We start from the raw sequence: 21,535 nt of genomic DNA on the forward strand, positions 1-21,535 counted from the left end.
GACCCTCCGGATCACGCGTCTTTCCCCCGGGCCCTGTCACGGCCCGGGACGCCCGCGCCCGGGTGGTGATCTGCGGTGATCGGTACGGCACCATCTCCGTCCCATTACAGTGGGCGGTCGAGCACGGCAGGCAGTGCAAGCGACGCAACAAGCAATGCAGCAAGCGATGCAAGTGATATGACCACGACCAGGGAGCGCATGACGTGCGGCCGGTAGGCAGCAAGTACCTGCTCGAGGAGCCGCTCGGACGCGGAGCCACGGGCACCGTCTGGCGGGCCAGCCAGCGGGAGACGGCGGGCGCCGAGGCGGCCGTGGCCGGGCAGCCCGGCGAGACGGTCGCGATCAAGGTCCTCAAGGAGGAGCTGGCGAACGACGCGGACATCGTCATGCGCTTTCTGCGCGAGCGTTCCGTACTCCTCCGTCTCACCCACCCCAACATCGTCCGTACCCGGGATCTCGTCGTCGAGGGCGATATGCTCGCCCTCGTCATGGACCTGATCGACGGTCCGGATCTCCACAACTACCTGCGCGCCAACGGCCCGTTCACCCCCGTCGCCGCGTCCCTCCTCACCGCGCAGATCGCCGACGCGCTCGCCGCCAGCCACGCCGACGGCATCGTGCACCGCGACCTCAAGCCCGCCAACGTGCTCCTCGCGGGCACCGGCGAGGGCCAGGACATGCACCCGATGCTGACCGACTTCGGCATCGCGCGGCTCGCCGACTCGCCCGGCCTGACCCGGACCCAGGAGTTCGTCGGCACCCCCGCCTACGTGGCGCCGGAGTCCGCCGAGGGCCGCCCGCAGACGTCCGCTGTGGACATCTACGGCGCGGGCATCATGCTGTACGAGCTGGTCACCGGCCGTCCGCCGTTCGCGGGCAACACCGCGCTCGAGGTGCTGCACCGGCACCTCAGCGAGGAGCCGCGCCGCCCCACGACCGTGCCCGAGCCGCTGTGGACGGTCATAGAGCGCTGCCTGCGCAAGAACCCGGACGAGCGCCCGAGCGCCGAGAGCCTGGCCCGGGGGCTGCGCGTGGTCGCCGCCGGTATCGGCGTGCACGCCTCGGCCGCGCAGGCGGAGGCCGCCCTCGGCGTCGCCGCGCTGCTCGCGCCGGACCCGGCACCGGCCCCGGTCCCGGACACCGCCCCCGCGGACGCGGGCGAGGCGACCCAGGTGCTGCCGACGAACGCGCCGAACGCGCCGGGCAATCAGTACGACCCGGCCGCGGCCACCAACGTGCTCCCCACCACGGGCCCCGACGCCGACCCCACCCGGGCCATGCCCCCCGTACCGCCCGGCGGTGCCCCCGGCCAGGACGATCAGCACCCCTGGCAGAACCAGATGCGCGCGGCCCGCGACCGCAACGAGCAGACGCAGGTCCAGTACCTCGACCCGAGCGAGGACCCGCTGCGCCGCCGCCCCCACCGTCCCGCACCGCAGCAGCCGCCGCAGGGGTACCAGCAACAGCAGCAACAGCAGCGGTATCAGCAGTACGCGCAGCCGCAGCAGTACCAGCAGCCGCAACAGCCGCCGCCGTCGCGCCGTCAGCAGCGGCAGCAGCCGCAGCGCTACGCGCCGCCGCCGCAGCAGCCGGAGCCGCGCCGCGAGCCCCGGCAGCGCAGGGACAACCCCAACCGGATGAAGATCCCCGGGCTCGGCTGCCTCAAGGGCTGCCTGTTCGTGATCCTGATCCTGGTGGTGGGTTCCTGGCTGATCTGGGAGCTGACCCCGCTCAAGGACTGGGTCGCCGAGGGCAAGGGCTACTGGGACGCGGTCTCGACCTGGGCCACCGAGGTCAAGGACTGGATCTCCAGTCTGGGCGGCCCGAGCTGACCCACGCCCCGATCCGCCGAACCCTTCGGAAGAGCGGAAGTTCCACCGGAAGCACGCCGGAAACACCCTCAACACCCCGACCGATGCGCCGAGTCAGGTGATTTGTCGACATCCAAGGGGTGTTTTCCGCTCAGAAGTGACAGTTGGCGCTGTCTGATGCCCCCAACGCGCCAGTAGCCGCGTAGCTTTGTCGCCAACGTGCCCCCTGTCGGAGGATTCGGAGCAGCCTTGTCACGGAAGATCGGCAGCCGGTACACCGCGCACCAGGTCCTGGGCCGCGGGAGCGCCGGCACGGTGTGGCTGGGCGACGGTCCCGAGGGCCCGGTCGCCATCAAGCTCCTGCGGGAGGACCTCGCCTCCGACCAGGAGCTCGTGGGCCGTTTCGTGCAGGAGCGCACCGCGCTGCTCAGCCTCGACCACCCCCGGGTGGTCGGGGTGCGCGATCTCGTGGTGGACGGCAACGACCTGGCGCTCGTCATGGACCTGATCCGCGGTACGGATCTGCGGACCCGGCTCGACCGCGAGCGGCGGCTGTCCCCCGAGGCCGCGGTCGCGATCACCGCGGATGTCGCCGACGGGCTGGCCGCCGCGCACGCCGCCGGGATCGTGCACCGGGACGTCAAGCCGGAGAACGTCCTGCTGGACATGCAGGGCCCGCTCGGCCCCGGCCGCTCCCATCCCGCCCTGCTGACCGACTTCGGCATCGCCCGTCTGGTCGACGAACCGGGCCGGGCCCGCGGCGGCCGGCCGGCCCGCGGCCAGCAGCCGCCCCAGGGCCGCTCGCCCAACCCGCGCAGCGTCATCGGCACCCCCGACTACCTCGCGCCGGAGATCATCGAGGGGTTGCCGCCGCGCGCCAGCGTGGACGTGTACGCGCTGGCCACGGTGTTGTACGAGCTGCTGGCGGGCTTCACCCCGTTCGGCGGCGGCCACCCCGGAGCGATCCTGCGCCGCCATGTGACGGAGACCGTCGCCCCGCTGCCCGGTATCCCCGACGAGCTGTGGCAGCTGCTGCTCCAGTGCCTGGCCAAGGCCCCCGCCTCCCGGCTGCGCGCCTCCGAGCTGGCCGCACGGCTGCGCGAGATGCTGCCCAGTCTGGCCGGATATCCGCCGCTGGACATCGACGAGCCGGACGAGGCCGAGGAGGAGCGGGAGGGCGAGGGCCCCGAGGGAGGCCACCAGCCCGCCCCCACCGGACCGGGCCAGGGGTACGGGCAGGGATACGGCCAAGCCGGCCAGGGCGGCCAGGGCGGCCAGGGCGGGCCGCAGCAGCGGCGGCGCGGCGCGGTCCCGCTGGTCCCGGGCGCGGTCCCGGACGGCAGCCGCGAGACCCACACCAGCATGCGCGTGCCCAGCGCGGACGAGCTGGCGGGCGGCGCGCACGGCACCGCGCGCGCCCCGCGCGTTCACGGTCAGCGCCGGGCGGGCTCGGCGCGCCATCCGGCGGTCTCGGGGGCGCTGCGCCGTCGTCGGCTCAAGGTCGCGGCGGCCACGGTGGCGGCGGTCGTCGTCGTGGGCGTCGGCGGATGGCTGGTCGCGGGCGGCGATGACGGCGGCGATGCGCCCAAGGGCGGCGAGCACTCGTCCTCGCAGGACTCAGGGCAGTGAGCCTGGGCAGGAGCCCGGTCAGGGCACCCGGACAGGCCCCCGGGCAGGGCGCCGGGACCCGGTGAGGGCCCGCTGTCCCGGCGAGGGACCGACGGGCCGGAGATCCTTCTATAGCGGTTAGGCTGGTGCACGTGGCAGTCGTCGATGTATCCGAAGAGCTGAAGTCCCTCTCCTCGACCATGGGGTCGATCGAGGCCGTCCTGGACCTCGACAAGATGCGGGCCGACATCGCCGTGCTCGAGGAGCAGGCGGCGGCCCCGTCCCTGTGGGACGACCCGGAGAACGCGCAGAAGATCACCAGCAAGCTTTCCTACCTCCAGGGGCATCTGCGCCGGGCCGAGGAGCTGCGCGGCCGGATCGACGACCTCGAGGTGCTGTTCGAGCTGGCCTCCGACGAGGGCGACGAGGACGCCCGCGCCGAGGCCGAGGCCGAGCTGGAGTCCGTGCGCAAGGCCGTCGACGAGATGGAGGTCCGTACCCTCCTGTCCGGCGAGTACGACGCCCGTGAGGCGGTCGTCAACATCCGCGCCGAGGCGGGCGGCGTCGACGCCGCCGACTTCGCCGAGCAGCTGCAGCGGATGTATCTGCGCTGGGCCGAGCGGCACGGCTACAAGACGGAGATCTACGAGACCTCGTACGCGGAGGAGGCCGGCATCAAGTCGACCACCTTCGCCGTGCAGACGCCGTACGCGTACGGCACGCTCTCCGTCGAGCAGGGCACCCACCGCCTGGTGCGGATCTCGCCGTTCGACAACCAGGGCCGCCGCCAGACCTCCTTCGCGGGGGTCGAGGTGCTGCCGGTGGTCGAGCAGACCGACCACATCGAGATCGACGAGTCCGAGCTGCGGGTCGACGTCTACCGTTCGTCGGGGCCCGGCGGGCAGGGCGTCAACACCACCGACTCCGCGGTGCGGTTGACCCACATCCCGACCGGCATCGTGGTCTCCTGTCAGAACGAGCGCTCGCAGATCCAGAACCGGGCGACGGCGATGAACGTCCTCCAGGCGAAGCTCCTCGAGCGGCGCCGCCAGGAGGAGCAGGCCAAGATGGACGCGCTCAAGGGCGACGGCGGCAATTCCTGGGGCAACCAGATGCGTTCGTACGTCCTGCACCCGTACCAGATGGTCAAGGACCTGCGCACCGAGTTCGAGGTCGGCAACCCGCAGGCGGTGCTCGACGGCGAGCTGGACGGTTTTCTCGAAGCGGGGATCCGCTGGCGCAAGCAGCGGGAGCAGGAGAGCTGAAGCCTCTCGCCACTGTCTTCCTGATCGGCAAGTGCTCGCTCAAAGAGCTTTTTTGGTCACAGTCCTGTACCCATGCGTCACACAAGCACCTTCATAGCGGACATCTCGCTCTCAAAGACGCTTGACGGTGCCATGAAAACTGGGAAGGCTGACGCGCGGCATGCGTATGACTGGGGCGCGTGTGAACGGGGACGGCGGATCGCCTGAGCAGGCAGAGCCCGCGGAACTTCTCCCCCTGACGGCCGTGGCCCCGTGCATAGCTGCTCTCCATTACGAGTACAGCTACTGGGGGTAGCAGGCAGATGACGAAGAAGACGCGGCTGCGTGTCGCGCGCATAGCGGCCGCTGCGGTGATCGCCGCCGGTGCGTCGCTGACCGCAGCCGGCGCCGCATCGGCCGTGGGGATCGACGTCGGGATCGGTGGCGTCGACGCCTCGGTCAAGGCGGACGAGAAGGGCCTGGACGTCGGTGTCGGCGTCAAGAACCCCGACAACCCGACCGAAGACCCGACCGAAGACCCGACCGGCATTCCTACCGGCGACCCGACGGACGAGCCCACCGACGAGCCGACGGGCCTGCCCACCGGGCTGCCGACGCTCCCGACGGGCGAGCCGACGGGCGAGCCGACCGGCCAGCCGACGGACGAGCCCACCGACGAGCCGACCGGCAAGCCCACGGGCAAGCCGACCGGTGAGCCGACGGACGAGCCCTCCGGCCAGCCCAGCGCCTCGCCCAGCCAGGGCGGCGGCGCCGGTGGCGACGACAACACGTGCACCGTGGACCTCGACTCCACCAACTGCGACGACAACACGGACACCGACAGCGTCGGCTCCAAGCCGGTCGAGCAGGGCAAGGCCAAGGAGGAGCTGGCCGAGACCGGTGCCTCCTCCGAGACCACCTTCCTGCTGATCGGTGCCGCGACCATGATCGCGGGTGGCATCGGCTTCCGCGTCGTGCCGCGTCTCGCGAACCGCAACAACAACGTGGCCTGATTCACGCGCCACACGCACGTCGAGGGGCCCGGAGCGCTGCAGAGCTCCGGGCCCCTCGGGCGTCTATGTCATGGGGTGCGGTAACGCTGCGTTACGCCGCGGCCGCCATCTCGTGAGCGAGCACGGCCACCGCGATCAGCGCCACCAGGAGCGCTATCAGCGCCGCCGGGGTCAGCCCGCCGAAGAGGCCGTCCTGCTGCTGCAGGCGCTCCCTGCTGGCCCGGCAGACCGGGCAGCGGCCCTCGCTGACCGGGCTCGCGCAGTTGGCGCAGACGAGCCTGTCGTACGTCATGCGCTTTCTCCTCCCGCGCGGCGGTGCCGCAGTAGATATGGGGCCAACGCTCGGGGAAATGGGTTGGTTCCCCTTCCACTGTGCCAGCTTCCGCCCGGTTCGGCGCGCCCCGCACGATTCCGTGCCGCATCCGTACCGGTTCTGTGGCCGTTTCGGACGACCCGACGGCCGCTTTGTCAACCGTTTGCCCCCAATAGTGCCGTGAATAAACGCACCAAGCCGGATGGGCGCTGCGCACCCGTGCGCGCTTCGCGTATGGTCACGCTCACCGACGGGAGCCGCTCCGGCTGCGACCCGTACCGCTACCCAGGTCGACCGTGGTGCATCAGTGATCCGATTCGACAACGTATCCAAGACTTACCCCAAGCAGACCCGTCCCGCACTCCGGGATGTCTCGCTCGAGATCGAGAAGGGCGAGTTCGTCTTCCTGGTGGGCTCCTCGGGGTCGGGAAAGTCCACCTTTCTCCGGCTGCTGCTCCGTGAGGAGCGCGCGAGCCACGGCGCGGTCCATGTGCTGGGCAAGGATCTCGCGCGGCTGTCCAACTGGAAGGTGCCGCAGATGCGCCGCCAGCTGGGCACGGTGTTCCAGGACTTCCGGCTGCTCCCCAACAAGACGGTCGGGGAGAACGTCGCCTTCGCGCTGGAGGTGATCGGCAAGCCGCGTGGCGCGATCCGCAAGACCGTGCCCGAGGTGCTCGACCTGGTGGGCCTGGGCGGCAAGGACGACCGGATGCCCGGCGAGCTGTCCGGCGGTGAGCAGCAGCGCGTGGCCATCGCGCGCGCGTTCGTGAACCGGCCGATGCTGCTGATCGCCGACGAGCCGACGGGCAACCTGGACCCGCAGACCTCCGTTGGGATCATGAAGCTGCTGGACCGGATCAACCGGACCGGCACCACGGTCGTCATGGCCACGCACGACCAGCAGATCGTGGACCAGATGCGCAAGCGCGTGATCGAGCTTGAGAAAGGCCGTCTCGTCCGCGACCAGTCCCGCGGCGTCTACGGCTACCAGCACTGATCACGGCTACCAGCACCTGAAAGGACGCCATGCGCGCCCAGTTCGTCCTGTCGGAGATCGGCGTCGGTCTCCGCCGCAATCTCACGATGACCTTCGCGGTCATCGTCTCCGTAGCCCTCTCGCTCGCCCTGTTCGGCGGGTCCCTGCTGATGAGCCAGCAGGTGAGCACGATGAAGGGCTATTGGTACGACAAGGTCAACGTCTCGATCTTCCTCTGCAACAAGAACGACAAGGAGTCGTCGGCCAACTGCGCGAAAGGCGCGGCCACCGACGTCCAGAAAAAGGAGATCCGCTCCGAACTGAACCAGATGAACATCGTCGACTCGGTTCAGTTCGAGACCAGCGAGCAGGCGTACAAGCACTACAAGGAGCAGTTCGGCGATTCACCGCTCGCCGATTCGCTGACCCCGGACCAGATGCAGGAGTCCTTCCGTATCAAGCTGAAGGACCCGACGCGGTACGACGTCATCTCCACCGCCTTCGCCGCCCGGCCCGGGGTGCAGGAGGTCCAGGACCAAAAGGCCCTGGTCGACGATCTCTTCAATCTGCTCAACGGCATGAACTACGCGGCGCTCGGCGTGATGACGCTGATGCTGGTGGTCGCGTTGATGCTGATCGTGAACACGGTGCGGGTGTCGGCGTTCAGCCGGCGCCGGGAGACCGGGATCATGCGGCTCGTCGGCGCGTCCAGCTTCTACATCCAGATGCCGTTCATCATGGAGGCCGCCATCGCGGGGCTGATGGGCGCGGGCTTCGCCTGTGTACTCCTCGTCAGCGGCCAGTACTTCCTGGTCAACAACTGGCTCGCGGGCAAGATCGAGGTGATCAACTTCATCGGCTGGGACGCGGTGCTGGCCAAGTTGCCGCTCGTGCTGGCGATCGGGCTGCTCATGCCCGCCCTCGCGGCCTTCTTCGCGCTCCGCAAGTACCTCAAGGTGTGACATTCGCCTGGGGCGCCGTACCTCACAACTCGGCGTACGGCCCCTGGGCTTGCCCTACACTCACCGGCATGTCGGGCCCGTGTTTGTTCGTCCATCCCCGCCGCATTCGCCACGGGGCCGCCCTGACATTGGTCTTCGTGAGCGTGCTCGCCACGGGCGCAGCCGCCGGCTCATGGGGCGCGGAAGGTCCCGCCCGAGCCGCCGACCGGGGCTCGTCGGCCGCGCGGATACCGATCCGCCCGGTCGCCGCCGGCTCCGTCGAGAGCGACCAGGTCGAGGCGGCCGCTGCCGCGGCCGAGGAGGACGGTAAGTCCGGTTCGCAGGCCGCCCGTGAAGTGGTGAGCCGCAGCGGCGACCGGTGGGGCGCGGTCTACAGCGCCCGTGAGTACGAAGGATTCCGCCAGCACCTCGACGGCGCCTATGTCGGCATCGGGGTCTCCGCGCGGGTCGGAACCGGCGGCCGGATCGAAGTGGACCACGTCCAGCCCGGCAGCCCCGCCGACCGCGCCGGACTCCGGTCCGGCGACCGGCTGCTGACCGTCGACGGTACGAAGGCCACCGGCCACCCCGTCACCGAGGTCGTCGCCCGGCTGCGCGGACACGCCGGCCGCTCGGCGGGCACCCCGGTGGCGCTCGGCCTGGAGCGCGACGGCCACGAGTGGCGGCAGACCCTGCACCGGGCGCGGCTGGCCACCGAGCCGGTCACCGTCGACCGCGTCGGCGACGTCGGCGACCGGAGACGGGGAGCCGTCCGCATCAAGGTCGACTCCTTCACCAAGGGGTCCGGCGAGGCGGTGCGCCGCGCCGTGCGGGACGTTCCCCAGGGCGACGGCATCCTCCTCGACCTGCGCGGCAACTCCGGCGGCCTGGTCACCGAGGCCGTCACCGCCGCCTCCTCCTTCCTCGACGGCGGCCTGGTCGCCACGTACGACGTACGGGGCGAGCAGCGCGTCCTGGACGCCCGCTCCGGCGGCGACACCCGCAGCCCGCTGGTCGTCCTCGTCGACGGCGGCACCATGAGCGCCGCCGAGCTGCTCACCGGTGCCCTCCAGGACCGCGGCCGCGCCATCGTCGTCGGCTCCCGCACCTTCGGCAAGGGCTCGGTGCAGATGCCCAGCAAGCTCTCCGACGGCTCCGTCGCCGAGCTGACCGTCGGCCACTACCGCACCCCCGCCGGCCGCGTCGTCGACGGCGCGGGCATCACCCCCGACCTCACCGTCCACGACGACGAAGGACCGAGCGCCGAGGCACGCGCCCGGACAGTATTGAGTGGCCTCGGGGGCGGGGCGTAGTGCGAGAATGACCTCGCTATGGCTAAAGAGACGGGTCGCAAACTGATCGCGCAGAACAAGAAGGCGCGGCACGACTACCACATCCTCGACACCTACGAGTGCGGTCTGGTGCTGACGGGGACCGAGGTGAAGTCGCTCCGCCAGGGGCGCGCCTCGCTCGCCGACGGCTTCGCGCAGCTCGACAACGGCGAGGCGTGGCTGCACAACGTCCACATCCCCGAGTACAGCCAGGGGACGTGGACCAACCACTCGGCGCGCCGCCGCCGCAAGCTGCTGCTGCACCGGGCGGAGATCGACAAGCTCCTCTCCAAGACCCAGGAGTCCGGCAACACCATCGTGCCGCTGTCCCTGTACTTCAAGGACGGCCGCGCCAAGGTCGAGGTCGCGCTCGCCAAGGGCAAGAAGGACTACGACAAGCGCCAGGCTCTCCGCGAGAAGCAGGACCGCCGCGAGACCGACCGGGCGATCTCGGCGGCCCGCCGCCGTGAGCGCGGCCGAGTCTGACCTCGGACATCGCCCGGGGGAATGATGTGGCCCCGTAGCGCGTTGTTCACCTATGATGGCGGTGCGCCCCACGCAGGGGCGTGGCACCACCCTTGAGCAGTACCTAATTCAATAGTGGCAACATGGGGATGATCGGTTTCGACAGCGGCTGTCGAAGCAGGGGAAGCGAGCCGAGGAAGCGGCAATGATCTCGTAAACCATATGTCGCAACCAATAATCGCCAACACCAAGCGCGATTCCTTCGCCCTCGCTGCCTAAGTAGCGACTTTGCGAAGTGTCAGCCCGGGGCTGTTCCCGACCCGGATCCTGGCATCGACTAGGGAACTAAACCACTAGACCCGGTCACGGGGTGTAGTGGGAAATCAAACAGTGACTGAGCCCGTCGGAGACTTGTCCGCGTGATCTCCGGGGCCGAGAAAATCACAGCGGACTGCGCTCGGAGAAGCCCTGATTCCGCACCGTTGGACGCGGGTTCGATTCCCGCCATCTCCACTCATCCCATGTACGACGAGGGCCCCGCCGGATGGCGGGGCCCTCGTCGTGTTCGGGGCCGGTGCCCGTCAGCCGCAGGGGTCCCGGTAGTCGAGGTCCGGGAAGAGCCGGTGCCAGCGGTCGCCCGGGGTCGCCGTGCGGCGGACCGAGCAGAGCCTGTCGCTCAGCCGCGGGAAGTCGACGCTCACCAGGACCGTCCCCGCTCCCAGCGCGGGCATCGGGGAGAAGCCGGTGCTCGGCGAGACGACCATGGCGTCCCCCTGCTCCGTGAAGTCCTTGACGGACGCACTGCCGAAACTGGGGGAGAGGGCGAGGAGCTCCGCGTCTCCGGGAGGTGAACCGTCCCGCGCCAGCCGCCAGAGCCCCAACCCTCCGTAGTCCGACCACGCGACCAGCAGCTTGCCGTCGGAGGCCAGCTCCTTCATGGCGTCGATCGGGCCCGGAAGGGGAACCGTGGTCCTCAGATGGTCCACGGACCACAGGGCCGGCCGCCCGGACGAGGAGATGCCCGCCAGCAGTCGGCCGGAGACGAGGCGCAGTTTCAGGGCATCCGCGTCGACCGTGCCGAGCCTGCGCGCCGTGGCCCGCGCGGACACCGACCACACACCGGACCGCTTCGCCCCGCCCTTTGCGGCGTCGGTGACCAGGACCCGCCGCCCGTCGCTCGCGCTGATCCCCATGGGCACCTCTTTGTCCTCGGCGCCGACACGGGAGGTGCGCCGCGGATGCCGGGGGTCGGCGAGATCCCAGAACTGGGCCGTAGAGGACAGCACGGCGAAGACCCGGTCACCGCCGGAGAAGGCCAGGTCGAACCCGTCCTCGGGCACGGGTACGTGCCCGAGTCGCTTCGGCCGCGCCGCATGGCGGATGTCCCAGATGGTCGCGGTGCGGACGGACGGGTCCGCCACGGCCAGCAGACCACCCCGCGAAGCGACGGCGAAGGTCAGGGTGTGCTCCGTACGCGCGGCCGGGCGGAACTCGTATCCGGGGCGCAGACGGCCGCCGCGGAAGCTCCACAGCCCCAGCCGCTTCCAGTCCGCGCTCTGGGCGATCAGCGTCCGTCCACCCGGCAGAAAGCGCGCCTTGTTCCAGGGCCGGGGGAGCGTGGCGGCCTCGGTCGGAGGCGTGCCCGGTTCGCCGAGCCGCCAGATGTGCGTACGGTCCCTGGTCGTGGTGGTGATGAACCGTCCCTGCGGGTCGGAGGCGGAGCCGCTGACCGACCCCGCGGCGTCGGTGGTGCCGGGGACCGAGTCCGGTGGCGGGTTCCACAGGTGGATGAGGCCGTCGGAGCCGCCGACGGCGATACCGCGTCCGTCCGGGCGGTAGGCGAGGGAGAGGTCCCTCTCGGCGGCTTTGCCCGCGCGCGGCAGCGCGGCCGACTCCAGCAGCGGATCGGAGTACGTCTCGTCCCGCACGTTGAACAGATGCGGCGTACCGTCCCACGAGGAGGCCGCCGCGTACTGGCCGTCCGGGCTGAAGGCGATCGACGTCAGGACCTTGGAGGTGATAGGCCCGGTACCGAGGTACCGGTGGGGGCGTTCCGGGTCGGTCACCTTCCAGACGGCGACCTCCCCCGACGCCCCGCCCCCCGCCAGCAGCCGTCCGTTCGGGCTGAAGGCCAGGGACAGGACGAGGGCCTTGCGCAGCACCTTTCCCGGTTTCGGGCGGTGGGCGTCCGCGGTGTTCCACAGCTGCACGGTGCCGTCTCCCACCGCCGTGGCCATGACCTTGCCGCCGGGCTGGAACGCGACGGCTTCCACGGGCTTTCCGCGCCTCGTTCCCGCCACCACGGTGCGGACCGGGTGCCGGGGGTCGCGGAGGTCCCACAGCCACACCCGGCCGTGTTCCGCGCCGACCGCGAGGGTACGGCCGTCCGGGCTGAAGGCCGCCGCGAAGACCCGGCCGTCGCGCACCGGCACGCGGGCGACGCGCCGGGGGTGCCGGGCGTCGCGGACGTTCCACACGTACAGCGCGTCCCTGGTGCTCGCGGTGAGGTATCGGCCGTCCGGATGCCAGGCGATGGCCGCCGGCCTGCCCACCCTGAGCACGGAACCCGGCAACGGGCCGTAGGGGTTGGCCGTGTTCCACAGGCGGACCGTGCCGTCGGTCGACGAGCTGGCCAGCACCTTTCCGCCCGCCCGGTACGCCAGGTTGATCACCTCGCGGGAGTGCCCCCGCAGCGGTACCGGCGGCGTGGGAGAGAGCGCCGACCGCAGCAGGGCGGAGCGGGCTTCGACGGTCGGGGAGCGACGGTAGGCGGCCAGGCTCAGGTCGAGCGCCGTCACAGGGTCATCGTCCCGCAGCGCGTCGGCCTGGGCGGCGACGCGCTTCGAGGCCAGCTCGTCCGCCCGCTTCCTCGACTCGCTCCGTTCGACGTAGGCCACCGTGCCGATCGCGACGAGCAGCAGCGCGACGCAGGCGGCCACGCCGCGCCACAGCATGCGCAGGCGGCGGCCGCGCCGTGCGGCCTCGGCCCCGGCCCCAAGGAACTCCCGCTCGACGGTGGTGAGCGCGATTCCGGGAGCGTTCCCCGGGCGGTCCGGGTCCAGGCGCCCGCGGACCTGATCCAGATGTGAACCGGCGTAGAGGTAGTGCGGGTTGCGGTCGTGCTCCTCCCAGACGGCGGCCGACTCGGCGAGCCGCTGGTGCTCCAGCAGATCGGCGTGGGCGTCCCGGATCCAGGACCGCAGTCTGGGCCAGGCGTGCAGCAGCGCGTCGTGGGAGAACCGCGCGCCTTCACGGTCGACGGTGACCAGCCGGGTCCGGAGCAGATGGTCCCAGACGGTCCGTACGTCGTCGGCGCCCCCTTCCCCCAGCAGGTCCGCCGGGGCGACCTCGCGGCGCACCACCTCACCGGCCGAGGTGAGGTGCACCATGCTCAGCAGCAGACGGCGCAGGACGTGCCGCTCGGGTTCCCGTAATGCCTGGTACAGCGCGTCGGTCGAGGTGGTCACGGACTCCCAGATCCCGCCGGTGCGCTGGTAACCCGCCAGGGTCAGGACCGTTCCGCTGCGCTCCCGCCACGTCTCCACGAGGACATGCGCGAGGAACGGGGCCGCCGCGTCCCGCGCCGTTCCGTCCTCGCCGTCCCGGCGCAGGTCCGACAGCAGCCGGTCGACGAGCCCGTCCTCCAGGACGAGGCCCGCCCGCGCCGCCGGGCGCTCGATGGCGGCGCGGAGGGTGTCCAGGTCCATCGGCGCCACGGTGAACTGCCCGTGGTCCAGGGCGTCGACCAGCTCCGGGTGGGCCAGACAGTCGCCGTAGTGGTCGGCGCGCAGTGCCAGAACCACCCTGGGCCGGTCGCCCGGGTCACCGGGTTCGTCCGGGGGCCCGCACAGCAGCCGGATGAAGCGGCTTCGCCGTTCGGCGTCCTCGCAGCGGGTGAAGACCTCCTCGAACTGGTCGACCACGAGCAGTCGGCAGGGCTGGCGGCCGGGCTCCGGACCGGGGAACCGGCCCTCTTCGAAGGCTTCCCGTATCTCCTCCGGACGCCGTCCCGTGGCCGACGCCCAGCGTTCGGCGAGGGTCTGCAGCGGGTCGGCGCCGGGGGCCGGCAGCAGCAGCGCGGGCCAGGGGACCGTGTCGCGTTCCGCACCGTGCCGGGCCTCCAGACTCGCCAGCAGCCCCGCTCCCAGCAGCGACGACTTGCCCGAGCCCGACGCGCCCACGAGTACGACCGGGTGGTCTCGCGACGGATCGCACACGGCCGACACGAGCCGTTCGGTCAGCTCTTCGCGTCCGAAGAACCACTCCTGGTCGGCCGCCCCGAACGACCGCATGCCCGGGTACGGGCACGGCACATCGGCCGGTGGCTCGCCGGGCGGCACCGCATCGGGGCGGTAGGCGGCGTTACGGGCCACCACGAGCCCGCCGAGTCTGCCCTCGCTCTGCCCATGCGGACGTACCGGCCCGTCCCGGAACGCACGGTCCAGCGCGCCGTGCAGGTACTCGACCGTCAGCCAGGGCGGGCCGCCCGGGTCGCCGTCCTCCAGCAGGCGCAGCAGCCGCCCGCTGAACAGCGTGTGCCGGGCGCCCTCGGGGGCGAAGGAGAGCGCGAACTGCGAGGCGGAGGTGATCAGGAAGCTGCCGTCCGGGCGTGCGGAGGCGTAGGGGCTGGGTTCGCGTCCGTCCGGTGCCGTGGCACGGCCGGAGAAGCAGCAGTCCAGCACGACCACGCTGCCGCCCAGGGCCCCGCCGAGCAGATCCTTGACGGTCCGGTAGGGGACGGAGCCGGAGATCCGGTCGTCGGCCGGGCTGGCGTGAGTGGCGAGATACAGCTCGTCCCCCGGGCCGAGGATGCCGTGGCCCACGTACGCGAAGAGCACCGGCCCGGTGGCTTCGGCGACGGCGTCCTCCACGGCGGCCACGACCTCCGCCTGCCCGGCGCCCGCCGCAACCCGGTGCACGTGTGCCATGCCGCAGACGTCGCGCAGCACCCGCTCCAGGTCCTCCAGTGTGGTCCCGACGCTCGGCAAGGGCGGCAGGGTGGAGCCCGCGACATGCTCACCGGTCCCGACCAGCACCGCGCGGGCCCCCGGCGCGGCCAGACCGGTCGGGGACGTGCCGGGCAGGGGCCGGGCGTCGCTCATGACGCCGGTGGCAGGCCGTCGGCCGGGTCCGCGCCTTCGTCCTGTTCCAGGGCGGCCGCCAGCCGCTCCGCCAGCTCAATCGCCTGTTGCGGGTCGAGCGTCCCGACCTCGGCGGAGCTGACGGTGATCTCCGTACCGTCGGGCCGCGTGAGGGTGACGGTCCGGCCCCCGCGGCGGGTCTGCAACCAGGTCACCACCGCACCGGCCAACACCGTGGCGACGCCGCCGGGCTCCAGCAGCGCGAGGATCACGTCCGTCCCCGCGCCCATGGCCCCCGGCGGCGGGCCGGAGTCGGTGGCTCTGCGCACCCTGCCGCGCAGCCCCGGCTGGCCCGCCAGCCAGCGCCGCAGATCGTCGGAGCCCGCATCCGGAGATGGGGCCCGCTCATCAGCACGGACGGTCAAACCGATACGCATGGGCTCCCCCGGTGGCCTGGTTCGCGTAGGTTGCCCCGGGAGGGTAGTGGCAGTGGTGGCTGAAGAGAGAGACCTGTTCACGCCATGCTTGCCGATGGCCCGCTCAGACGAGGCGGTGCTCCCAGCGCAACGCGGGCCCGTCGCCGATCCAGTACGTGTGGGAGCTGGGGGTGATACGGATCCGCATGGCGCTGATGTCGGGGCGCCCGGCGGCCTGCCAGGCGATCAGCGCCCGCTCGATGTCGTCCCACAGGGCCACCGGACCGCCTTGCCGTACGGTCCAGCCGGAGCCGTTCTCGGCGAACGCGGCGAAGGATTCGCGCTCGGCGTCGAATAGATAGAGCTGCGGGGTGCCATCGCCCAGGACGGCGCGTACGAGCTGGGCGCCGGGTGCGGCGAGCTGGGTGAGGAAGGCGGGCATCCACTCCTCAAGCAGCGTCGGTGGCACCTTCGCCTCGCGCTCGCTGTCGGCGTACGCGGTACGCGCCGACAGGTCCCCGGCGAGCGGCACGGCGGCCTGGGAGCGGGCCTGCATGAACGACGACTCCCCGATGATCCGCCCCTCGGCCGTGCCGTCGTCGTTCACGGTGACCTTGGCGAGCCCGGTGCCGTACGCCCACGAGCCGGGGGCGAGGGTGGTGAGGATGATGCCGCCCGGCGTGGTCTGGCGTACCCAGGTGTGGGGGACGCGGCGCACCGCGCACGTGGCGATGACCCGGTCGTAAGGGGCGCGGCGGGGGTGACCGAGGAGTCCGTCACCGGTCACGGTCCAGGTGGAGTATCCGGCGGCTTCCAGGGCGGCATCCGCACGGGCCGCCACGCCCGGGTCCACTTCGATCGTGGTGACGTTGTCCTCTCCGAGCCGGTGGCACATCAGGGCGGTGGAGTAGCCGGTACCGGTGCCGATCTCCAGCACGGTGTGACCGTCCTCGACATCCAGGGCCTCGATCATGCCGACGACCGTCACGGGCGTGGTGGACGACGATGTGGGCACGCCGGGGACGGTCTCGACTGCCTGGTCGGCGGTGAGGTGGCCGTCCAGTTGCGTCACCAGGGACTCGTCCCGGTGGGCGATCTCGGCCCATACCTCCGGGGCGGTGCCGAGCGTGGTGGCGGGCTGCCATCGTCCGCCGTCCGTGGGCAGAAACACTCCGGGCCGGAGGAACAGTTCGCGGGGCACGGCCTCGACCGCTGCGCGCCACTTCGGGTGGGCGAGGACCTTGGCCTCCTGGAGCCGGTCGGCGAGGGCGTGCCGCTCAGGGGCGGTGTCGGGCGTCATCGGTGCTGTCTCCTTGTGCGAGCAGGCCGGCGAAGGCGGCGGCCATCGGCAGGCCGGTCTTCTCCTCCAACCACCCCCATTGGCCGTTCGGGTTCAGCTCCAGGAAGTGGGGTTCGCCGTCGCGGTCGAGGGCGAGATCGAAGCTGCCGGAGGGGAGATCGAAGCGGTCGAGAAAGGCGAGCAGCGCTCTTTCCAGCCGATCCGGCAGGTCTACCACGCTGTACGACAGGGCGGAGTAGTCCTTGCGCCAGTCCAGCAGGCTGGAGTCGATACGGACGGCGAACGACTGTCGGCCGACGACCAGCACCCGGAGGTCGGCTGTCTTGTCCACACGGGCCTGGAACAGGTGCGGCGCCGCCGTCACGGTGTCGTCGACTTCGTCGGCGGTGACCGGCTCGGCCCAGCTCGTCAGGCCGATGCCGTCTCGCTCGTACGGGGTCCACCGCAGCGTCTTGGTGATCACCGGTCCGTGTGCCGTGATGAACCTGCGTGCCTCATCCGGGTCGTTGGTCACCAGCGTCGCGGGCACGGTGAGGCCGAGGCGTGCGGCTGCGGCGAGTTGGGCGGGTTTGTGGTCGGCTGCCGCGTTGCGGGCGGGGTGGTTGACCCACAGGGGGCCGTCGAGGGCGTGGAGCGTGCCCGCGAGCCCGTGGCGGACCTGCGCGGCGGCATAGCGTGCGTCGTCCGTGTTCAGGTGCTCGAAGGTGGGCCAGACGGGACGGCGCCAGTACACCGCCCGTACGTGCTCCAAGGCGACGGTCCTCGACGGGGTACGGAGCTGCCCGGCCACCGGGATGGAGGCCGGGCAGCCACCGAACCGAGCCGAGACCGTCAGCTCCGCGACTGGGAGGTCCGCCGGGTTGAAGCGGACCACGGGGACGCCGCGCTCGTTGAGGTGGGTGATCACCATGTCGGCGGTGATGTCGAGCGGTTCCGTGACCACCAGGACCGGTTTCGTGTCGGTCATCGAGGCTGTCAGTCCTGTTGGGAGTCCTGGTCGGAGCCCGCGTCGTTGCGCGAGTCCAGGTTCGTCACGGTCGATGTCGAGGTGGCGGAGCTGGTGCCGTGCCTGCCCATCTCGACCACCAGGCCGTCGCGGTCGCGGAACACGCCGGTCTGGGTGTCCGGGTCGATGGTGACGGTGGTGAAGGGCATCTCCGCCGCCCTGGGGTACGGACCGAGTCGGCGGAGGCCCCAGGGGCGGATCGGGGCGCGGCGGCTGGGAGCGGTGCGGGTCGTGCACTCCGCCCAGACGCCCTTGCCCCATGGCTTGGGGGTGATGCCCCACCGGCAGGAGAGGGCTTCCACCACCGCCATGCCGCGCCCGGACTCGGCGGTGTCGCTCGCCTGAACGATGCGGGGGACGGCCCGGGACCGGTCGAACGTCGTGATGCGTACCAGGTGGTCGCCGGGGCGTTCGACCTTGAGGCGGAAGCTGCCGCACTGCTCGGGGTCGGGGTCGGGGTCGGGGGCGTGGCGGGCAGCGTGCCGGATCGCGTTGGTGGCCAGCTCCGAGGCGATCAGGCGGGCGTCGTCCACCAGGGCCTCCAGCCCCCATGCGCGCAGGGTCGCGGCGACGGATAAGCGCGCGATGCCCACGGACTCGTCGGTGCACGGGAGCGACTGGGAGTACGCCGGGTGGCCTGTGCCGGTGGGGGTGAGTGGTGAGTAGCTGCTGATCATCATCGTGGTCATTTCGTCGGCCTTCTGGTGAGTGGGCCGGGCAGCGTGGAGGTCCCGGGCAATGGGGGTACTCGTGGGCGGCCTGGCTCCGCGTGACAATCAGTCAACGCGCGGGAGCGCTCCGGGTTCAGGGCATACGCGATCCTTCCAGGCCGCACGCACCCGGACTTTTTTGCCCACCCTTGACCCGTTTTCTTGGTGGGTTGTGCCCGCGTGTCTACCGTGGGGGCATGGGGAACCAAGCGCTCCAAACCGCCCTGGACGATGCTGGATTAACGCAGGAGAAATTGGCCGAGGCGCTGAACAAGGCCATCGAGCGGATGACCGGTAGGCCCGGCCGTATCAGTGACCGGGTGGTGCGGCGGTGGCTGAGCGGTCAGACCCGTTGGCCCCATGAACTCCAGCGCCGCGCCCTCACCATGACGCTGGGCCGGGAACCGGTCGAGCTGGGATTCGTTCCCCCGCCGGGTCGTCCCTCTGTCGCCGTTCCGGAGGACAACGTGAACCGTCGCCAAGCCCTCTCCACAGGAGTTGCCCTCGGCGCGGCCGTCGCCGCACCGGTTCCCGCTGCCCCATATCGCGTCGGCATGACCGATGTGCGCGCCCTGCAAGGCCGCTTCGCCAAGCTCGTTGCCGCCGACCACAAGAAGGGCGGGGAACGGCAAACCGAGGCCGCTGCCCTGGCCCTGGCCGATGAAGCCGTTGCCCTGCGGCAGCGCGGTGCGTGCTCCCAGCGCGTCAGGCTTGCCCTCTACGCCACGGCCGCCGCCTGCGTGTCCAGCGCCATGTGGGCCGCCACAGACGGGCGTCGATTCGATGCGGCTCTACGGCATCACGAGCGGGCGGCCAGCCTTGCCCAGGAGTCCGGTGACCAGGCCATCCTGTTCCGCATCTGGTCCCACAAGGGGAGTCTCTACCGCCATCTGGGCAGACCGGCCGACGCCCTCGACGCCAACGATGTTGCCCGCCGCCTGTCCATCACCCGCCGCGACCCGCTGTTCGCTTCCCTGGGCCACGCCCGGCACGCCGCGATCCTCGGTCTGGCACGGGACAAGGCAGGTGTGGACCGTGCCTTGGACTGCGCCCGGGACGCGATGCGCCGGGCTGATCATGGCGAGCGGCGGCCGCTATGGCTGACCGCGTTCTACGACGAAGCCGAGGTGCACAGCCTGGCCGTCACCGCGTATCTGGCCGTCGGCCGACCGGCCGAGGCCGAGGCGCAGGCTCACGCGTCCCTCACCCTGTTCCGCCCCCACCTCGTCCGCTCCCGGGGCATCACGACCGCCCGCCTGGCCCGAGCCCAGCTCGGGCAGGGGGAGGCGGAGCGCGCCGTGGCCACCGCCGTCTCCATCGCGGTGGAGCACCCCCGGGTGCGGTCCATGCTCGACTCGTTCACCCGGGACCTTCGCCGGATCGCTCCCGGGCCTGTCTACGACTCGTGGGAGCAGCAGTGGAAGACGGTGTGAACCTCGTCGGGATCGGCGACGTGGAGTCCGTGTGGGATGACCTGGTGGGCATCTACAAGGAGTGCTGGGCGCACAAGCTCCACCTGCCGCACTACGCCCCCGAGGCGTTCGGGGAGCGGTTGCACCGGCATGCCGCCGAGCCGGGGTGGGAGGCCGTGGTGGCGTACGACTCGGGCGAGCCGGTCGGCTACCTCTACGCCAACCGGCTCACCGGAGCGGACGACCGCTGGTGGCGCCGTACGCGCCCGGAGCCGGAACCGAGGATTGTGGGGGCTTCCACCGTGGCGGTGAAGGAGATGATGGTCCGCCAACAGTGGCGCAGGCGGGGGATCGCCCGCGGGCTGCATGACGTTCTGCTGGCCGGGCGGCCCGAGGCGCAGGCCTCGTTGATGGTGAACCCGCAGAACCAGGACGGGAGGGTGCAGGCCCGCTACGTGGCGTGGGGATACCGGGCGGTGGGCACCGCGCAGTCGTCGCCGGAGGCGCCGGTCCTGACGGTGATGGTGCGGTCTGTGCGTCAGCCGGTCGCGCGGTAGGCGGTGACGCGGCCGTCGTCCTTGGCGATGCCCAGGCCGACGTAGCCGTCCGAGGCGTACGGGGCGATGCCGGGTGCGTCCTCCTTGTCCTGCCCAGTCCGGGCGTCCATGACGACGGGGCCGTTCTTGGTGACGCCGTAGAGCAGTCCGTTGCGGACCAGGGTCACGTGAGGCGGGATCCGGTCGGCGGAGTCATGGGTCAGCTTCCACAGTTGCCTGCCGCTCTTGGCGTCGTACGCGGCGACCGAGCCGTCGCCGCTCAGGCCGTCGCCGGTGCACACGGTGACGGAGGCGCCGTCGTAGCCGCAGTCCATGGCGGGGGATCCCTCGGGGAGCATCTTGCGCACCGAGCCGTCTGTGGCGTCGAGGAGGTAGTGCCGGTTGTCGGTGCCGGTCGCGTACTCGAAGGTCATGACGGTGTCGGGGCCGATCGCGTAGAGACCGTCGGAGGACATCTGCGCGGTCACCCGCGGGGAGACCCAGGACTGCCGGCCGGTGGCGGCGTTGAGTCCCACGACCTTCTTGTCACCCAGGCCGTCCCCGCGCACCGCGACGACGCGGTCCCCGGCGACGACGGCGTTCGTCGCGTACGTGTCGCCCGGCGCGGTCCACACCCGTTTGTGGGTGTTGATGTCCACGCCGAAGAGCTGACCGGCGCCGAGGACGACGACCGTGTCGCCGCTGCGCCCGACCACGGCGGCGTCCGTGCGGCCGTCGGAGAACTCGCCGCCTCCGGACAGCGGGATCTCCGTGAACCAGGGCTTGGTGGCGTTCGCGGTGTCCGTGGCCATCAGTTCCACCAGGTCGTGGCCCTTGCTCGTGCCGGAGCCCGGCACCTCGGTCACCAAGGCGCTGAGCGCCACGGTCTTGCCGCCCGCGGAGGTGATGAACGGTGCCTTGGAGTGGGTGTCGCCCGCCTTCCCGACGGCCCCGTGCTCAGGGGTGATGCGGACCGGGTCGCTGGCGACGTGCCCGCTGGCGACCTCCAGTCCGTCGGGCCGGGCGATGAACGCCGTTCCCTTGTGGAGGGTCACCGGGAGCGTGTTCTGCGCCGCCGCGCCCAGGCCCGTGTCCGTCGAACCCCCCGATTCGGGCAGTGCGATCGGCTTGGCGGTGGAGAACTTCAGCGGTGCCGCGTAGTGCTTGAGGACGGGGCTCTTGTCGCCGCCCGCCGCCTCGCTCGCCTCATCCTTGCCTTTCGGCCCGTCCGCGTCCCCGCCCGAACCGCAGGCGGTCAGCGCCGCTGCGAGAGCGGCGGCTGCCGCGGTGTGCAGGACAGCCCTGTGGAACCCCATGTGGTCCCTCCCCCGTAGATCTACTTGACGGGGGACAGTAAAGCAGCCCGCACCGG

Annotated in this window: 17 protein-coding genes and 1 other RNA gene; 11 read left to right on the top strand and 7 right to left on the bottom strand. The window is 71.3% G+C overall.

All coding sequences use genetic code 11. The features are described from left to right. Nucleotides 1-203: 203 nt before the first annotated feature. The 4 genes from ACH4SI_RS40660 (at nucleotide 204) to ACH4SI_RS40675 (ending at nucleotide 5,676) form a co-directional block, all read left to right on the top strand. The gene (locus ACH4SI_RS40660) at nucleotides 204-1,832 is read left to right on the top strand and encodes a serine/threonine-protein kinase (protein ID WP_398305608.1); all 1,629 of its coding nucleotides are present in this window, start codon (nucleotides 204-206) and stop codon (nucleotides 1,830-1,832) included. 228 nt (nucleotides 1,833-2,060) lie between these two features. After that, nucleotides 2,061-3,440: a serine/threonine-protein kinase gene (locus ACH4SI_RS40665; RefSeq protein ID WP_398305611.1), complete on the top strand. Its 1,380-nt coding sequence runs from the start codon at nucleotides 2,061-2,063 to the stop codon at nucleotides 3,438-3,440. Between the two features lie 131 nt (nucleotides 3,441-3,571). Next, nucleotides 3,572-4,684, top strand: coding sequence for a peptide chain release factor 2 (gene prfB / locus ACH4SI_RS40670; protein WP_398305614.1), 1,113 nt, complete (start codon nucleotides 3,572-3,574; stop codon nucleotides 4,682-4,684). Between the two features lie 302 nt (nucleotides 4,685-4,986). After that, complete coding sequence (locus ACH4SI_RS40675; protein WP_398305617.1) at nucleotides 4,987-5,676, top strand: PT domain-containing protein; 690 nt, start codon at nucleotides 4,987-4,989, stop codon at nucleotides 5,674-5,676. A 91-nt stretch (nucleotides 5,677-5,767) separates the two neighbouring features. On the opposite strand, the gene ACH4SI_RS40680 is transcribed toward ACH4SI_RS40675, so the two are convergent. Next, the gene (locus ACH4SI_RS40680) at nucleotides 5,768-5,968 is read right to left on the bottom strand and encodes a hypothetical protein (protein WP_123108461.1); all 201 of its coding nucleotides are present in this window, start codon (nucleotides 5,966-5,968) and stop codon (nucleotides 5,768-5,770) included. 328 nt (nucleotides 5,969-6,296) lie between these two features. Here ACH4SI_RS40680 and ftsE point away from each other — a divergent pair, with 328 nt between their 5' ends. The 5 genes from ftsE (at nucleotide 6,297) to ssrA (ending at nucleotide 10,218) form a co-directional block, all read left to right on the top strand. Next, a complete protein-coding gene (gene ftsE / locus ACH4SI_RS40685) occupies nucleotides 6,297-6,986 on the top strand; it encodes a cell division ATP-binding protein FtsE (RefSeq protein WP_009717451.1) in 690 nt (229 codons plus the stop codon). A gap of 29 nt (nucleotides 6,987-7,015) precedes the next feature. Further along, a complete protein-coding gene (ftsX, locus tag ACH4SI_RS40690; RefSeq protein ID WP_398305622.1) occupies nucleotides 7,016-7,927 on the top strand; it encodes a permease-like cell division protein FtsX in 912 nt (303 codons plus the stop codon). 68 nt (nucleotides 7,928-7,995) lie between these two features. Next, entirely contained in the window at nucleotides 7,996-9,219 is a 1,224-nt protein-coding gene (locus ACH4SI_RS40695; RefSeq protein ID WP_398305625.1) for a S41 family peptidase, read from the top strand. A gap of 18 nt (nucleotides 9,220-9,237) precedes the next feature. Next, on the top strand, nucleotides 9,238-9,723 hold the full coding sequence (smpB, locus tag ACH4SI_RS40700; RefSeq protein ID WP_398305628.1) for an SsrA-binding protein SmpB: 486 nt from the start codon (nucleotides 9,238-9,240) through the stop codon (nucleotides 9,721-9,723). A gap of 124 nt (nucleotides 9,724-9,847) precedes the next feature. After that, nucleotides 9,848-10,218: a transfer-messenger RNA gene (ssrA, locus tag ACH4SI_RS40705) on the top strand. A gap of 65 nt (nucleotides 10,219-10,283) precedes the next feature. Here the strand turns inward: ssrA and ACH4SI_RS40710 are convergent. The 5 genes from ACH4SI_RS40710 to tgmA form a co-directional block, all read right to left on the bottom strand. Continuing rightward, on the bottom strand, nucleotides 10,284-14,804 hold the full coding sequence (locus ACH4SI_RS40710; protein ID WP_398305631.1) for a caspase family protein: 4,521 nt from the start codon (nucleotides 14,802-14,804) through the stop codon (nucleotides 10,284-10,286). Then, entirely contained in the window at nucleotides 14,801-15,220 is a 420-nt protein-coding gene (locus ACH4SI_RS40715) for a hypothetical protein (RefSeq protein ID WP_398305634.1), read from the bottom strand. Before ACH4SI_RS40715 ends, ACH4SI_RS40710 begins: the two co-directional genes overlap by 4 nt. A gap of 103 nt (nucleotides 15,221-15,323) precedes the next feature. Further along, the gene (gene tgmC, locus ACH4SI_RS40720) at nucleotides 15,324-16,499 is read right to left on the bottom strand and encodes an ATP-grasp peptide maturase system methyltransferase (protein WP_398305636.1); all 1,176 of its coding nucleotides are present in this window, start codon (nucleotides 16,497-16,499) and stop codon (nucleotides 15,324-15,326) included. Continuing rightward, nucleotides 16,477-17,466, bottom strand: a complete 990-nt coding sequence (gene tgmB, locus ACH4SI_RS40725) for an ATP-grasp ribosomal peptide maturase (RefSeq protein ID WP_398305639.1) — start codon at nucleotides 17,464-17,466, stop codon at nucleotides 16,477-16,479. Before tgmB ends, tgmC begins: the two co-directional genes overlap by 23 nt. Nucleotides 17,467-17,474: 8 nt before the next feature. Continuing rightward, nucleotides 17,475-18,194 (bottom strand): putative ATP-grasp-modified RiPP, encoded by a 720-nt coding sequence (tgmA, locus tag ACH4SI_RS40730; RefSeq protein ID WP_398305642.1) that lies wholly within the window; start codon nucleotides 18,192-18,194, stop codon nucleotides 17,475-17,477. Nucleotides 18,195-18,412: 218 nt separating this feature from the next. Here tgmA and ACH4SI_RS40735 point away from each other — a divergent pair, with 218 nt between their 5' ends. Next, entirely contained in the window at nucleotides 18,413-19,648 is a 1,236-nt protein-coding gene (locus ACH4SI_RS40735; protein WP_398305645.1) for an XRE family transcriptional regulator, read from the top strand. Then, nucleotides 19,645-20,184: a GNAT family N-acetyltransferase gene (locus ACH4SI_RS40740; protein ID WP_398305648.1), complete on the top strand. Its 540-nt coding sequence runs from the start codon at nucleotides 19,645-19,647 to the stop codon at nucleotides 20,182-20,184. The genes ACH4SI_RS40735 and ACH4SI_RS40740 overlap by 4 nt, the downstream gene beginning before the upstream one ends. Here ACH4SI_RS40740 and ACH4SI_RS40745 read toward each other — a convergent pair. After that, complete coding sequence (locus tag ACH4SI_RS40745) at nucleotides 20,166-21,479, bottom strand: PQQ-binding-like beta-propeller repeat protein (protein WP_398305651.1); 1,314 nt, start codon at nucleotides 21,477-21,479, stop codon at nucleotides 20,166-20,168. The two genes, ACH4SI_RS40740 and ACH4SI_RS40745, sit on opposite strands and share 19 nt — an antisense overlap. Nucleotides 21,480-21,535 lie beyond the last annotated feature (56 nt).

Source organism: Streptomyces sp. NPDC021212, from assembly GCF_044332925.1.
Taxonomy (GTDB): Bacteria; Actinomycetota; Actinomycetes; order Streptomycetales; family Streptomycetaceae; genus Streptomyces.